Source organism: Microbacterium sp. CFBP 13617 (assembly GCF_014839445.1).
Classification (GTDB): domain Bacteria; phylum Actinomycetota; class Actinomycetes; order Actinomycetales; family Microbacteriaceae; genus Microbacterium.
Genome location: NZ_JACYNW010000001.1, coordinates 826,745 through 841,334 on the forward strand (window position 1 = coordinate 826,745; position 14,590 = coordinate 841,334).

The 14,590-nt window shown below is 74.0% G+C and carries 12 protein-coding genes; 8 read left to right on the top strand and 4 right to left on the bottom strand.

Features of this window, described 5'->3' with window-relative positions:
• Positions 1–93 precede the first annotated feature (93 nt).
• From IFU40_RS03685 to IFU40_RS03695, 3 genes are all read left to right on the top strand, one after another.
• Positions 94–813: a VIT1/CCC1 transporter family protein gene (locus tag IFU40_RS03685; RefSeq protein WP_191925413.1), complete on the top strand. Its 720-nt coding sequence runs from the start codon at positions 94–96 to the stop codon at positions 811–813.
• Between the two features lie 81 nt (positions 814–894).
• Positions 895–2,073, top strand: a complete 1,179-nt coding sequence (locus IFU40_RS03690; RefSeq protein ID WP_191925414.1) for an acyl-CoA dehydrogenase family protein — start codon at positions 895–897, stop codon at positions 2,071–2,073.
• An 80-nt stretch (positions 2,074–2,153) separates the two neighbouring features.
• Positions 2,154–2,942, top strand: a complete 789-nt coding sequence (locus tag IFU40_RS03695; protein WP_191925415.1) for an enoyl-CoA hydratase-related protein — start codon at positions 2,154–2,156, stop codon at positions 2,940–2,942.
• 88 nt (positions 2,943–3,030) lie between these two features.
• Here IFU40_RS03695 and IFU40_RS03700 read toward each other — a convergent pair whose 3' ends face one another.
• The gene (locus tag IFU40_RS03700) at positions 3,031–3,558 is read right to left on the bottom strand and encodes a MarR family winged helix-turn-helix transcriptional regulator (RefSeq protein WP_055832825.1); all 528 of its coding nucleotides are present in this window, start codon (positions 3,556–3,558) and stop codon (positions 3,031–3,033) included.
• A 174-nt stretch (positions 3,559–3,732) separates the two neighbouring features.
• On the opposite strand from IFU40_RS03700, the gene IFU40_RS03705 reads away from it, so the two are divergent.
• From IFU40_RS03705 to IFU40_RS03715, 3 genes are read left to right on the top strand one after another with little or no spacing between them, the layout of a single operon-like run.
• Complete coding sequence (locus IFU40_RS03705; RefSeq protein WP_191925416.1) at positions 3,733–4,509, top strand: electron transfer flavoprotein subunit beta/FixA family protein; 777 nt, start codon at positions 3,733–3,735, stop codon at positions 4,507–4,509.
• Entirely contained in the window at positions 4,509–5,474 is a 966-nt protein-coding gene (locus IFU40_RS03710; RefSeq protein ID WP_191925417.1) for an electron transfer flavoprotein subunit alpha/FixB family protein, read from the top strand. Before IFU40_RS03705 ends, IFU40_RS03710 begins: the two co-directional genes overlap by 1 nt.
• A 27-nt stretch (positions 5,475–5,501) precedes the next feature.
• Positions 5,502–7,298 (top strand): cytochrome b/b6 domain-containing protein, encoded by a 1,797-nt coding sequence (locus IFU40_RS03715; RefSeq protein ID WP_191925418.1) that lies wholly within the window; start codon positions 5,502–5,504, stop codon positions 7,296–7,298.
• 159 nt (positions 7,299–7,457) lie between these two features.
• On the opposite strand, the gene cofE is transcribed toward IFU40_RS03715, so the two are convergent.
• Both cofE and IFU40_RS03725 read right to left on the bottom strand, forming a co-directional pair.
• Positions 7,458–8,234 carry a coenzyme F420-0:L-glutamate ligase gene (gene cofE, locus IFU40_RS03720; RefSeq protein WP_191925419.1) on the bottom strand — a complete coding sequence of 259 codons (777 nt, stop codon included), beginning with the start codon at positions 8,232–8,234 and terminating at the stop codon, positions 7,458–7,460.
• A 1-nt stretch (position 8,235) separates the two neighbouring features.
• The gene (locus tag IFU40_RS03725; RefSeq protein WP_191915450.1) at positions 8,236–8,742 is read right to left on the bottom strand and encodes a GNAT family N-acetyltransferase; all 507 of its coding nucleotides are present in this window, start codon (positions 8,740–8,742) and stop codon (positions 8,236–8,238) included.
• 141 nt (positions 8,743–8,883) lie between these two features.
• Here IFU40_RS03725 and IFU40_RS03730 point away from each other — a divergent pair, with 141 nt between their 5' ends.
• Positions 8,884–9,444, top strand: coding sequence for an acyl-CoA thioesterase (locus IFU40_RS03730; protein WP_055832831.1), 561 nt, complete (start codon positions 8,884–8,886; stop codon positions 9,442–9,444).
• A gap of 41 nt (positions 9,445–9,485) precedes the next feature.
• Here IFU40_RS03730 and IFU40_RS03735 read toward each other — a convergent pair whose 3' ends face one another.
• Complete coding sequence (locus tag IFU40_RS03735; RefSeq protein WP_191925420.1) at positions 9,486–10,463, bottom strand: acetylxylan esterase; 978 nt, start codon at positions 10,461–10,463, stop codon at positions 9,486–9,488.
• A gap of 189 nt (positions 10,464–10,652) precedes the next feature.
• On the opposite strand from IFU40_RS03735, the gene IFU40_RS03740 reads away from it, so the two are divergent.
• Positions 10,653–14,474 (top strand): proline dehydrogenase family protein, encoded by a 3,822-nt coding sequence (locus tag IFU40_RS03740; RefSeq protein WP_191925421.1) that lies wholly within the window; start codon positions 10,653–10,655, stop codon positions 14,472–14,474.
• The last annotated feature ends 116 nt before the right edge of the window (positions 14,475–14,590 follow it).

The following is a 14,590-nucleotide window of genomic DNA, read 5'->3' on the forward strand; positions in this document are numbered from 1 at the left end:
CGAGTCTGCCCGGGGGCGGTGTCCCGCGGGTGAACGCGGGGCGAACGGCGACGCGGCGCTCCCGTTGCGGCCGAGCCGGTCTAGCCTGAGCGCATGACCACGCCGTCCGGTGCCCACCCCGACGAACCGCACCGTCAGGGCCTCGCGCAGCGACTCAACGGCCTACGCGCCGGGGTGCTCGGGGCCAACGACGGCATCGTGTCGACCGCCGCCGTCGTCGTGGGCGTGGCCGGGGCGACGAGCGAGGTCGCCCCCGTGCTCGTGGCGGGCATGGCGGCGCTGGTCGGTGGGGCGGTGTCCATGGCGCTCGGCGAGTACGTCTCGGTCTCGAGTCAGCGCGACAGCGAGCACGCGCTCATCGAGAAGGAGCGCCGCGAACTGGCGGAGGCCCCGGATGCCGAGTTCACCGAGCTCGTGGGACTGTACGAAGCCCGGGGACTGTCGACCGAGACGGCGACGCGGGTGGCGACCGAGCTCACGGCATCCGACGCCCTGAAGGCCCACCTCTCGGTCGAGCTGAACATCGACGCCGACGACGTGGTGAGCCCGTGGACGGCGGCGTTCGCCTCGGCGGTGGCCTTCACGGTCGGGGCGCTGCTGCCGTTGCTGACGATCCTGCTCCTCCCGGTCGAGGTGCGCGTGGCGGCGACGTTCGCTGCGGTCCTGCTCGCGCTGGCCGTCACCGGGTACGTCGCCGCCTGGATCGGCGGGGCCCGCCGGGGGCGCGCGGTGGTGCGGATGGTGGTCGGCGGGGCGCTCGCGCTCGGGGCGACGTACCTCGTCGGCTCGCTGTTCGGCGGCCTGGCAGGGTAAGTCGACCCCCCTATCAATTACAAGGACGTCCAGGTAATCTGAGGAAAGCGACGACGCCGTCGCTCCACGAAGGAGAGCCGCATGGACACCACCCCTGCTCCCGCGCTCGCCGCCGCACCCGCGGGCGCGCTGTCGGCAGAAGAGCGCACCGCCATCCTCGACGCCGTCCGCGACTTCGCCGCGACCGAGTTCGCCCCGCACACCCTCGAATGGGATGCCGAGAAGCACTTCCCCCGCGACGTGCTGCGTCGCGCGGGAGAGCTGGGTCTCGGCGGCGTCTACGTCAACGAGGACGTGGGCGGCGCCGGGCTGTCGCGGGCGGACGCCGTGGCGATCTTCGAGGAGCTGGCGTACGGCGACCCCACGGTGACGGCCTACATCACGATCCACAACATGGTCGCGTGGATGATCGACGCCTACGGCGACGAGGCGCAGCGAGCGCGATGGCTCCCCGGCCTCGTCGCCATGGACGACCTGGGTGCGTACTGCCTCACCGAGCCGGGCGCCGGATCCGACGCCGCGGCGATCACCACCTCGGCCATCCGCCACGGCGACACCTACGTGCTCACGGGTGTGAAGCAGTTCATCTCGGGTGCCGGCGAGGCCTCGGTCTACGTCGTCATGGCTCGCACGGGCGAGCCGGGGGCGCGCGGGATCAGCGCGTTCCTCGTGCCCGCCGACGCCGAGGGCCTGTCGTTCGGCGCGAACGAGAAGAAGATGGGCTGGAACGCCCAGCCCACCCGTCCCGTGATCCTCGACGAGGTGCGCGTGCCGGCCGAGAACCTGCTCGGGGGCGAGGGCCGGGGGTTCTCGATCGCCATGACCGCGCTGAACGGCGGGCGACTCAACATCGCGACCTGCTCGATCGGTGGCGCCCGCTGGGCCCTCGACCGCTCCGTCGCGTACGTGCACGAGCGCTTCACGTTCGGTGAGGCGCTCGCCGAGAAGCAGTCGGTGGTGTTCGCCGTCGCCGACATGGCCACCGAGCTCGAGGCCGCGCGGCTGCTCGTGCGCGACGCGGCGCGGGCCCTCGACGCGAAGACCCCCGATGCCGCGACCCGCTGCGCGATGGCGAAACGCTTCGCGACCGACGCGGGCTTCCGTGTCGCGAACGAAGCCCTGCAACTGCACGGCGGCTACGGCTATCTGCAGGAGTACGGCATCGAGAAGGTCGTGCGCGACTTGCGCGTGCACCAGATCCTCGAGGGCACCAACGAGATCATGCGTCTGATCGTCGGTCGGAGCGTTCTGGCCGCCTGACGCCAGAGCCTCGCCCGATGTCGGGGGAGCGTGCGAGCATGCCGGTGCGGGGTCGTCCGCGCCGACACGACGGGAGTGACATGACGGAGCAGGATGCCGGGTACGAGACGATCCGGGTCGAACGGCGAGGTCGCGTGGGGTGGATCACGCTCGACCGTCCCGAGGCGCTCAACGCCCTGAACACCCAGACGATGCGCGACGTGGTCGCCGCCGCCGAAACCTTCGACGCCGACACGGGTATCGGCGCGATCGTCGTCACCGGCAGCGAGAAGGCCTTCGCCGCGGGTGCCGACATCAAAGAGATGGAGCAGATGTCGGGACTCGACATGACGCTCACCGACCACTTCGGAGCGTGGAGTCGGTTCGCCGCCGTCCGCACCCCGGTCATCGCCGCGGTGTCGGGGTACGCCCTGGGCGGCGGGTGCGAGCTCGCGCTCATGTGCGACGTGATCCTGGCCTCCGATCGCGCGAGGTTCGGTCAGCCCGAGGTGCAGTTGGGGGTCATTCCGGGCATGGGCGGAACGCAGCGGCTCGTGCGGGCGCTCGGCTACTACAAGGCCGCCGAACTCGTGCTGACGGGCCGCATGATCGACGCCGCCGAGGCCGAACGCGCGGGACTGGTGTCGCGCGTGGTGCCGGCCGCCGACCTGCTCACCGAGGCCGAGGCGGTCGCGACGACGATCGCCGAGAAGCCCCTGCCCGCCCTGTACGCGGCGAAGGCCGCCCTCGACGTGGCGATGGAGTCGACCCTCGCCGAGGGCCTGCGCTTCGAAGGACGGGCGTTCGCCGCCCTCTTCGACACCGCCGACCAAAAAGAGGGGATGGCGGCGTTCCGCGAGAAGCGGGCTCCGTCGTTCACCCACCGATGAACGGCGTGGCGCGGCGGGATCTCGCGGCGGGCGTCCGCCGCGTGCGGCTGCCGCGCGGGACGACCGCGGCACGGGGCCTCGGCGAGATTCAGAGCGGGTCGGGCACGGGCGCAGGGTCGGCGAAGTCGCCGGCACCCTTGCGGAAGCGCGCGATGATCCGCACCAGCGCCGTCGCGTCGTCATCGTCGAGCCCGAGGTCGGCGAACACCGCGTTCAGCGCGTCGGTCGCCTCGTCGACGCGCCGCCGACCGGCCTCGGTGAGGGACAGCAGCGCGGCCCGGCCGTCGGTCGGGTGCGGTTCGCGGGTCACGTATCCGTCGCGCGCGAGTCGCTCGACCGTGTTCGTCACGCTCGTCGGATGCACCTGCAGACGCGCGATGGCGCTGGCCATCGGCATCCGTCCCTCGCGGGTGAAGGCGAGCAGCCGCAGCAGCTCGAACCGCGAGAACGACAGGTCGAAGGGCTTCAGCGCCCGGTCGATGGATGCCATCAACAACTGGTGCGCACGGATCACCGAGGTCACGACCGTCATGCCGTCGGCGGCGTCGTCCCACCCGTGCGCCAGCCACTGGCGCTTGGCCTCGGCGATCGGGTCGGCGGGCAGTCGTCGCGTCATCGGTCCTCCTCGCGCTTCACGGTACCCCTCGCGCGCGGCCCGCGCCGGGCGGCGGTGCGCCGGGCGGCGGGTTCTCGTCCCCTCGACGGACGCGAGGGCCGTGCATTCCCCGCCGCCACTTTCCGACCGCGGCGAGGCCGCGGCATCCGTCCCCCGACCGAAGGAGCCGCGTCGATGAAGATCGTGGTCGCGATCAAGGAAGTACCCGACACCTGGGGAGAGCGTCGTCTCGACCTCGAAACCGGTCTGACCGACCGGGGAGCGTCGGCGCCGGTGCTCGACGAGATCGGTGAACGCGCCGTCGAGGCCGCCCTCGCCTACGCCGACGCGCACGAGGGGACCGAGGTGGTGGTGCTGACGATGGCGCCCGCCTCGGCGACCGCGACCGTGCGCAAGGCCCTCGCGATGGGGGCGACGTCGGCCGTGCACGTGGTCGACGACACCCTGCGCGGCGCCGACCTGCTGCTGACCGCCGAGGTGCTGGCCGCCGCGATCCGACGCACCGGGTTCGACCTCGTCATCGCGGGCAACCTGTCGACCGACGGCGGCGGAGCGGTCGTTCCCGCGATGATCGCCGAGATGCTCGGGGTGCCGCAGCTGACCGCCCTGTCGAGCCTCGACGTATCGGAGGCCGCGGTGGCCGGTGATCGCGTGAGCGACGCGGGGACGATGCGGGTGTCGGCGGCGTTGCCGGCGGTCGTCTCGATCACCGAGGCGCTCCCCGAGGGGCGTTTCACCACGTTCAAGGGCATCATGGCGGCCAAGAAGAAGCCCTACGAGACCCTCGATGCCGGAGCGCTCGGCGTCGAGGCCGAGAACCCCGCCGTACCGCGGTACATCATGCTGTCGGTCGCCGAACGTCCGCCGCGTGCGGCGGGCACGAAAATCGTCGACGAGGGCGATGCGGGCGAGAAGCTCGCCGCGTTCCTCGTGGCCGAGGGCGTGGCGTGATGGGCGCGGCGCTGGTTTCGCTGGAGGTGCTTCCCGGGGGCGCGCTCGCCGCGTCGGCGCCGGGACTGCTGACGGCGGCGGCCGCGGTGGGGGATCCCGTCGCCCTGATCGCCGCCCCCGAGGCGGTGCTCGAGGGCGCTGCCGCCGAGGCGGCGGGGCTCGGGGCTGTGCGCGTGCTCACCGCCGCCACCGACGCCGACGCCCTCACCGTGCCGGTCGTCGACGCGCTGGCGGCGGCGGTGGCGCGCGAAGACGTCGACCTCGTGCTGGCCTCGAACGCCGTCGAGACGCGCGATGCCGTCGCGCGACTGGCGGCGCGCCTGCGGCTCCCGCTCGCGGCCGACATCGTGGGGCTGGGCCGCGACGACCTCGGCGTCGTCGCACGGCACTCGGCCTTCGGCGGCGGCTTCACCGTCGAGGGTGCTCCGACCTTCGGCCCCCTCGTCGCGACGCTGCGCCCCGGCGCCATCGACGGGCGCCTCGACGCGCAGCCCCTCGTCGTCGACCGGCTCGAGGTGACGGCATCCGGTGCCCCGGCGGCCCGGATCGAGCGCTTCGCCGAGACCGCCGCGCCCTCGTCGCGCCCCGAACTGCGCGGAGCCGCGGCCGTCGTCGCGGGCGGACGCGGGGTGGGCTCGCGCGAGGACTTCGCTCTCATCGAGCAGCTCGCCGACGCGCTCGGAGCGGCCGTCGGCGCCTCGCGCGCGGCCGTCGACGCGGGATACGTGCCGGCGGCGGCGCAGGTCGGGCAGACGGGGGTGTCGGTGTCACCGCGGCTGTACGTCGCCCTGGGAATCTCGGGCGCGATCCAGCACCGCGCGGGCATGCAGACCGCGCGCACGATCGTGGCGATCGACAAAGATCCCGACGCGCCCATCTTCGCCATCGCCGACTTCGGTATCGTCGGAGATCTGTTCACCGTCGTCCCGCAACTCCTCAGCGCGCTCGCCGCGCGCAAGAAGTAGCCCGCGAGAAGTAGCCCCACGAAGTAGATGGCGTCCACACCACCCACCCCGCGTCGCGGGCTGCCGCGCATCCCCGGCGGGGAGCCCTGGCCGCCCGCGGCGTCCGGCGCGCCCGGGCAGGACTCCGCCGACGAGTCGGCGGCACCGCGAGGCACCGGGTCGGTCGAGCCCGAGCAGGTCGCGTCGCGCCCGCCGGAGGCACAGCCCGGCGTCGCACTCCCGGCCGCGCCCCCCGCCGCCGGCGGCCCCGTGGTTCCGGATGCCCCGCGTGCGAGCGCGCCCGAGGTGCGGCGGGGTCTGCCGCGGGAGCCGGGCGGCGAGCCCTGGCCGCCGGCTCTCGCGCCGGCGCCGACCGACATCACGCCCGAGACCGCGGCGGAGCCCACCGTCGCCGAAGCGCGTCCGCGCGCGGGGGCTGCGGCGGCCGAGACGGTCCCTCCGTCCGGGTCGACCGGTGCCGGCGACGACACCTTCGCGAAGGCGTCGGGTGACGCAGCGTCGGGCGAAGCCGCGTCGGGTGACGCCGCGTCGGACGTGCGCCGGGGACTGCCGCGCGAGCCGGGCGGCGAGCCCTGGCCGCCGGCATCCGTGCGCCCGTCGTCCGCGCCGTCGGAGCCATCGCCCGCGGCGGCGGTGCCCGCGGAGCAATCGCGCTCCGGTTCCGTCTCGACGCCGACCCCGCCCGCCGCGGCGGTGCCCGCGGAGCAATCGCGCTCCGATTCCTCCTCGGTGCCGACCCCGTCCGCCGACCAGGCGCCCGCGTTCGCTCCCACCGACGCGGCGATGCCGTCGCCGGATGCCGTCACCCCCGCCGCGCCTCGATCGCCGCTGACCGTGCCCCGAACCGTCTGGCCGGGGGCCGCGGCATCCGCACACCGGTCGAAAGGCGCGGAGCCGAAGCGGCTCGGTCCGTACACGGCGGTGCAGTGGCTCGGATCGGCCGCCGTGCTGGGCGTGTTCGCGCTGGCGCTCGCGGCGATCGTGGTGCTGCTCGCCCGCTTCGTCCTGGCGCTCGAGCCGGGGCGGGAGTTCCTCGCGGCGTTCCCGGGCGAGTACCCGCTGCCCGAGGGGGCGCCCGTCGGTCTGCCGGTGTGGCTGAACTGGTCGCACTTCCTCAACAGCTTCTTCCTGCTGTTCATCATCCGCACCGGCTGGCAGGTGCGTCGCGAGAAGCGCCCCGCGGCGTTCTGGTCACCGCGCAAGAACAAGCGGCGCCGCATCAGCCTGGGCCTGTGGTTCCATCAGGCGGTCGACATCCTGTGGATCGCGAACGGTCTGATCTTCGTGGTGCTGCTGTTCACCACGGGGCAGTGGATGCGCATCGTCCCCACCTCGTGGGAGGTCTTCCCCCACGCCCTGTCGGCGGCCCTGCAGTACGTGTCGCTCGACTGGCCGACCGAGAACGGCTGGGTCAACTACAACAGCCTGCAGCAGCTGTCGTACTTCGCGATCACGTTCGTCGCCGCCCCGCTCGCGATCATCAGCGGTGTGCGACTGTCGGGGGTGTGGCCGAAGGACGCCGAGCGCCTCAACCGGCTGTACCCGGTGGAGTGGGCGCGCAAGATCCACTTCCCGGTGATGCTGTTCTTCGTGGCGTTCATCGTGGTGCACGTCGGCCTCGTGCTGGCCACCGGCGCCCTGCGCAACCTGAATCACATGTACGCCGCCCGCGGGTCCGTCGACCCGGGCGAGTACACCAGCGATCCGACCGGTCTGCTGATCTTCGCGGCATCCCTGCTGGTGATGGCCGCCGGATGGGTGGCCGCCCGCCCGCGCGTGCTCGTGCCGATCGCCCGCCTGTTCGGCGACGTCAAGCAGCGCTGACCCGGGGTGGGGTGCCGAGACCGCACGCGATCGCCCAGGACGTATGTGTTCGTCGACGAACGGGTGCGTCTTCGACGATCAACTGCGGTCTCGCGACGCCCGCCCCTCGCCCGTCCCCGCCGCCGGGCGGCGGCGCGCGGTGGGCGCACGAGCGGGCGCTCAGCGTGCGGTCGCCCGACCCGCGGCGAAGCCCTCGGCGTAGGCCTCGTCGGCGCCCTGGCGGAACATGTCACGCGCCGGGTCGCGCACGATCGAGCGGGCACCGGGCAGGTCGAGGTCGCCGACCAGGTCGGCGCGACCCCGCACGACGGCCACGGGGCGGCGGGCGGCCTTGCCCTTGACCAGGTCGGTGGCGGCCGCGAGCTCGTCGGCGACGCACGGCAGGGTCACCACGAGCGGGCGGCCCTCGGCATCGGTGGTTCCGCGGAGATCCTCGAAGACATGGATGCCACCCGCCCCGATCGCGTGGTCGGTTTGACCCTCGCGCCACGCGCGGCCGAGCGTGTCGGTGATGATCACGCCGACGTGGGCACCGGTGGCGGTGCGCAGCCCGGTCGCCAGCGCCCGCGCCGAGGCGTCGGGGTCGACCGGCAGCAGCAGCACCGTGCCCTCGGGGGTGTTGCTCGCATCGACGCCGGCCGCGGCCGACACGATGCCCAGTGGGTTCTCGACGATGCGCGTCACGTGTCCCGCCGGCGAGGTGCGCGAGGCCACGAGCCGCACCGTCTCGCGCGTGATGGCGTCTTCGCGATCCGACGCGTGGATGATGCGGCCCTCGGCCTTCGACACGATCTTGCTCGTGACCACGACGATGTCGCCGTCGCGCAGGGCCGTCTCGTCGCCGGGCGTCGAGGTCACGGCATCGAGGATCACCCCGACGAGGTCGTCGCCCGGGGTGATCTCACGAATGCCGTCGAGGGCCCAGATCTGCAACACGTCAGCGGACGAAGCGCACCTCGGTGAGCTCCTCACCGAGGAACGGCTGCACCTGCGAAGCGCCGTCGAGCGAGAACCCGTTGCGGGTGTAGAAACGGTGCGCGCGCGGGTTGTCGTCGGCGACCCACAGGTACACGCCTTCGCCGTCGTCGATCGCGGCGTCGAAGAGCTGCTGGCCGATTCCGGTGCCGTGGAAGGCGTCGAGCAGGTAGATGAAGTACAGCTCGCGCTCGCGCGGGGCGTCGTCGTCGCGGGCGGGGCCCGAGCCGACGAAGCCGACGATCTCGCCGTCGACGAGAGCGGCGTGCATGCGATAGTCGTCGCCCTGCGAAGCCCAGTGGGTCCAGAGCTCGGCCATACGGCGGGGGGAGACCGCTTCGAGGGCGGCGGTGCTGATCAGGTGATCGTAGGTCTCGTGCCAGCAGGTGGCGTGCACGCGGCCCAGGGCCTCGGCATCCACGTCTCGCACCGGACGGACGACGATGTCGGTTCGGGATTCCGCAGTCATGGCGCGACTCTACGCGGGGGCTCGGCGCGCGGGAAATCGGGCGAGGACGCGCCGCGGATGCCGGAGGGGCACGCCGCGCGTGCTGTGGTGAATCGACAAAGCAATCGCCGGTTCGTCGTCGAATCGCTACGCTCGCCCCTCGTGAACGTCCTCTGGCGCACCCTTCTCGTGCTCGTCCGTGCCCGCCGTCGCCTGCGGCGTGAGGGACCCCTCGATCCGAACACGGTGACGCGGCTGCGCATCCGCGTGCTGCCCACCGACATCGACCTGCTGCGGCACCTGAACAACGGTCGGTACCTGTCCCTGTTCGACCTCGGACGGTGGGACCTGCTGACCCGCGCGGGCCTCGTCTCGGCGATGACCGCGCAGGGCTGGTACGCCGTGGTGGCGGCCGAGACGATCACGTTCCGCCGCTCGCTCGAGCTCTGGCAGCGCTTCGACCTCGAGACGCGTCTGATCGGCCACGACGACCGCGCGGTCTACCTCGAGCACCGGGCGCTCGTGAAGGGCGAGATCTACGCGCGCGCGATCATCCGCGCCCGCATCCTACGACGCACCGGCGGAACGGTGCCGCACGACGAGCTCTTCGCCGCGGTCGGCCGGCCCGAGGGGCTGCCCGACATCGAGGCATGGGTGCACGAGTGGGCCGACGGCTCATCGCTGCCGTCGACGAAGCGTCCGGCGCCCAGCGTCTGGGAGTGACGTCAAGGCCGGTTCCCCGGTCCGGCCCGACCCGGCCTCGCTCAGCGCGCGAAGCGCGCGTCGAGCCAGGCGACCTGCCGCATCCAGTGGCGGTACCCGCCGCCCTCGTGCCCGTTGTACGGGTACACCTCGATCGCCGCGTCGTCGGATGCCAGGGCGTGGAACGCCGCGAACACGCCCGAGGGCAGCACGACGTCGTCCATCAACGCGACCGAGAAGAGCGCCGGCGCCGTGATGCGCCGGGCGAGGATGGCGCCGTCGACGTACGACAGGGTCTCGAGCACGCGGGCGGCGTCGTCGCGGTGCACCGAGAGGAACCTCGTGATCTCGGTGAAGGGGGCCGACGGCGTGCGCACGATCGCGTTCGGGAAGTCGCACAGGAACGGCACGTCGGGAAGCGCCGCGGCCACGGCGTCGCCGGCGAGGGCCGCGGCGGCGATCGAGAGTCCGCCACCCTGGCTCACTCCGGTCACCGCGATGCGTGAGGCGTCGACTCCCGGCATCCGCCCGACCTCGTCGACCAGACGCACGGCGTCGGTGCAGAGGCGGCGGTAGTAGTAGTCGCGGGGATCGCGGATGCCGCGGGTCATCACGCCCGGGAACGCGGCGGCCGAGCCGTGGGGATCGGGGGTCTCGCCCACGCTCCAGGCCGATCCCTGGCCGCGGGTGTCCATGATGACGTGGACGTACCCGGCGGCGGCCCAGTTCGTGCGCTCACCGGGGAGGCCGCGGCCCCCGCCGTAGCCGATGTACTCGATGACGGCGGGCAGCACCTCGTCGCCGTGCGGGCGCACCACCCAGCCGCGGATCTCGTCGCCGCCGAAGCCGGTGAACGTCAGGTCGTGCACGCTCAGGGCGCGCACGGGGCCGTCGACCGGGGTCAGGACCGTGGGGCCGGCGGCCTCGCGGGCCGCGGCGAGCGTCTCGCCCCAGAACGCGTCGAGGTCGGCGGGTGCGGTGAGCGCCGGGCGGTACTCGCGCAGCAGCTCGAGCGGCAGGTCGGTGAAGGTCTGAGCCATGCGTGGTCTTTCGTCGGTGAAGGGCTGACCCGACAGTAGCGAACCGACGGCGCCTCGCCCCGCGCCGCGACCGGCCACGTAACGAACCGTGCGCCGCGACCGGCGCGCTGCGACCCGCGCTCCGCGCCGATCCGCGGGTTGCGCGGCGGGCCGTCGGGATGCCACGCGCGCGATCCCTAGGCTGGCCGCATGAGCACGAAAGACCCGCGCGCCACCGGTTTTGCGCTCTCCTCCGACGTTCCCGCCCGGGCAGCCGCGCGCGCGGCGACCTTCGTGCCGCGCCACCCCGCCCCCGCCGCGCCGACCCGCCGTGGCGAGATGCCGCTCGACGCCGAGGCCGCGGAGTTCACCGCCGCGGTGGCCGACGGCGTGCTGCGCCCCGAGAGCACGACGGCCGCGGCCGCGGCGCTGCACCGTCTCGCCGAAGACGTGCCCGCGACCCTGCCCTGGTTCGTGCGGGGAGCGATCCAGCTGGGCGGGGCGGTGGCGCCCGTGCTGCCGACGCCCGCGGTTCCCCTCGCCCGCCGTGCCCTGCGCGATCTCGTCGCGGGCCTCGCGATCGACGTCCGCCCCGAACGCCTCGGTGCCGGCATCGGCGCCCTCCGTACCCCCGACGCCGCGGTCGACGTGCGGCTCGTCGGTCCCGCCGTGCTCGGCGAGGCCTCGGCGCGGCGCCGACTCGACGGCATCCGGGCCCTCGCCGCCCGCGACGACGTCGAACGGCTCTCGCTCGCGGTGGCCGACGCGGTGGCGGGGCTCTCGCCCTGGGCGTTCGACGCCGACGTCGAGCACGCCGCCGAGCGGCTCCTGCCGCTGTACCTCGATGCCGCCGCGACCGGCACCCACCTGACGCTCGTCGTCGAGGGCCGAGACGACCTCGACCTCACCGTCGCCGTACTGACCCGCGTGCTCGAAGAGCCCCGCCTGCGGGATCTCACGGCGGGGATCGCGCTGCCGGTCGCCGTCGTCGAGAGCCTCGACGCGGTGCGCGAGCTGGCGGCGTGGGCGCGCGCGCGCGTCGCCGACGGCGGTGCCCGCCTGACGGTGCGGCTGAGCGATGCGCCCTCGCAGACCCCGGATGCCGTGACCGCGGCCCGACACGGATGGGCCGCCCCGGCGGTGACCGGGCGCGACGACGTCGACGCCCTCGCCGTGCGGGCGCTCCGCGACGCGGTGAGTGCCCGCGGCCGCGAGGGTCTCACGGTCGAGTTCGCGACCGCCGATCCCGAACGCGCCGCCCTGGTGCTCGCCGTCGCAGCGAGCGCAGGGGCCGCGCCGATCCTGGTGCTGCCCGCCTCGACGTCGTGGTTCCCCGACGCCGCACACGTCGTCGAGGCCGCAGCCGTGCATCCCGACGACCTCGACGCGGTCGCTGCCCGCCTGGCCGCGGCATACGCGCGCGTCGTGGCGAGCGCTCCCGCGCTGCCTGTCGCGGCGCCCGCCGCCCCGCGCCCGGCCGCGGGAGCGGAGCGCGCGGAAGACCCCGACGACGCGGGCGACGCCGTCGCGGCGGATTCGTCCGCGGAGCGGGACCCTTCCGACGGAGCCGACACGGCCCCCCTCGACGACGTGTCACGGCCCGACGCGGTCGTGCCCGAGACCGCGGCCGTGGCGGCCCGCGCACGTCGCGCCCTCGCCGCCGCCGACGCTCCGGCACCCGCGGGGCGCGCCCCGCACCGCGACCTCGCGCCCGACCCCGCGATCCTGCGCGAGCGCGCCGACGACGACGCCGCCGAGCCCGGACTCACCCAGGCGGTGCTCGGCATCGCGCGGGAGGCCGCGGCATCCGGAGACACCTCCGCCCTCGGCCCCGACGTGCAGCAGATGCTCTTCGGCGGGCAGGCGTTCGTCGACACCGCCGTCTTCTCGGCACGCGAGAGCGCCGAGCTCGCGGGCGGCGCGCCCGGTTTCCGCAACGTCGCCGACACCGACCCCACCGTGCCCGACGACCGCGCCTGGGCGCTCGCCGCCCTCGGTCGCGCCGACGGGTCGACCGCCGGAGACGCCACCGCCGCGGCGGGACGCATCGACGACGAACCCGGCCTCGACGCCGTGATCGAGCGCGTGCGCACGGCCGCCGAGCCCTGGGGAGCGCTCGCGGCGGTGGACCGCTCCGCCGTGCTGCTGTCGGCGGCGCGCGCGCTCGAGGAACGCCGCGCCGAGCTCATCGAGGTGCTGGCGTCGGAGGGCGGAGCCCTCGTCGCCGAGGCCGATGTCGAGGTGAGCCAGGCGGTCGACGCGGCCGGCTACTACGCCGCGACGGCGAAGGAACTCGACCGGGTGCCGGGAGCGGTGTTCGTCCCCGACCGGGTGACAGTCGTCGCCCCGCGGTGGAACGCGCCGGTGGGGCTCTGCGCCGCCGAGACGCTCGCCGCACTGGCCGCCGGCTCGGGGGTGCTTCTCACCCCGTCGCCGCGGGCGCGTCGCAGCGGCGCCGTCGTGGCCGAGGCCCTGTGGGCAGCCGGTGTTCCTCGCGACCTGCTGGCGTTCGTCGACCTCAACGAAGACGCCTCGGGGCGCGCGCTGATCGTGCACCCCGGTGTCGACCTCGTGCTGCTGGCCGGTGCCCGCTCGACCGCCGAGCGCTTCGCCGCGTGGCGTCCGGCCCTGCCGGTGCAGGCGTTCACCGCCGGACGCAATGCCGTGATCGTCGCGCCGTCGGCCGATCTCGACGAGGCCGTCGCCGACATCGTGGGCAGCGCCTTCGCGCGCGCGGGCCAAGCGGCCACCGCCGCCTCGCTGGTGATCCTCGTGGGCGCCGTGGCCCGTTCGTCGCGCTTCACCGACCAGCTGAAGGATGCCGTCTCGTCGCTGCGCGTCGGGCCGGCGGTCGATCCGTTGTCCGACGTCGGCCCGCTCGTCGAAGAGCCCACGGGCGAGGTGCGCCGTGCGCTGACCGTGCTCGGCGACGGCGAACGGTGGCTGGTGCAGCCGCGCGAACTCGACCTCGGACCCGAGACGGCCGGACGCTTCTGGACGCCGGGCGTGCGCACCGGTGTCACCGCCGGGTCGCACCTCACCCGTGCCGCGATCGCGGCCCCGGTGCTCGGCATCCTGCACGCGCCGACCGTCACCCGCGCGATCGAGATGCAGAACGCGATCGGCTCGGGCTTCATCGCCGGGCTCCACACCCGCGACGCGGCCGACCTCGAACTCTGGCTCGACACGGCCGAGGCGGCCGTGCTCCGCGTGAACCGTCCGACCTCGGGCGCCGTCGTGCAGCGCGAGCCCCTCGGCGGCTGGGGCGAAGCCGCGGTCGGCACCGGTGCGATGTCGGGCGGACCCCACCGCCTCGTGACGCTGGGGTCGTGGCGTCCGTCGTCGGGCGGGGCTGCGTCGTCGACGCTGCATCTGCGCGGACTCGACAGCCGCATCACCGGGCTCATCGAAGCGGCCCAGCCGACCCTGTCGTACGAGGCCTTCGATTGGCTGCGACGCGGAGCGCTCTCGGACGCCGTCGCCTGGGACCGCGAGTTCGGTCGCGTGAAGGACGTCTCGCGCCTCGGCGTCGAGCGCAACCTCTGGCGGTACCGCCCGGCCGACGTCGCCATCCGCGCCACCGCCGACGCCACGTGGCAGGCGGTGCTGCGCGTCCTCGTCGCGGCGGTGCGCTCGGGCTCGACGTTCACCCTCAGCTCACCCGTCGGCCTTCCCGCGGCGGTGCGCCACCTGCTCAGCGAGAGCAACGTCGCCGTCTCGGTCGAGAGCGACGCGGAGTGGTTGCAGCGGTTGGCGGGGGGCACCCCGGAGGCCGCCGAGACCGAGGCCACCGACCTGATCGCCGCCCCGCGGCTCGCCCGCGTGCGACTCGTCGGTCCCGCCGCGACCGTGTCGACGCTGCGGGCGGCCGTCGCCGAGACCGTCGCGGGCGACGTGTCGCAGACGGTCTACGCCGACGAGGTGACCACGGCCGGGCGCCTGGAGCTGCTGCCGTTCCTGCGCGAGCAGTCGGTGTCGATCGGCGCGTTCCGCTTCGGCCGGCGCGACGCGTGGAGCGCCGAGGTCATCTGAGGCGGGGCCTGAGTCTGAGCCCCGGAGCCAGGGTCACCGCACCGCTGATTGAGCGCGTGGGCATGCTCGGCCGCCCTCTCGTGCGCTCAAAGCGCGAGGCATAACGTCTTCGTATG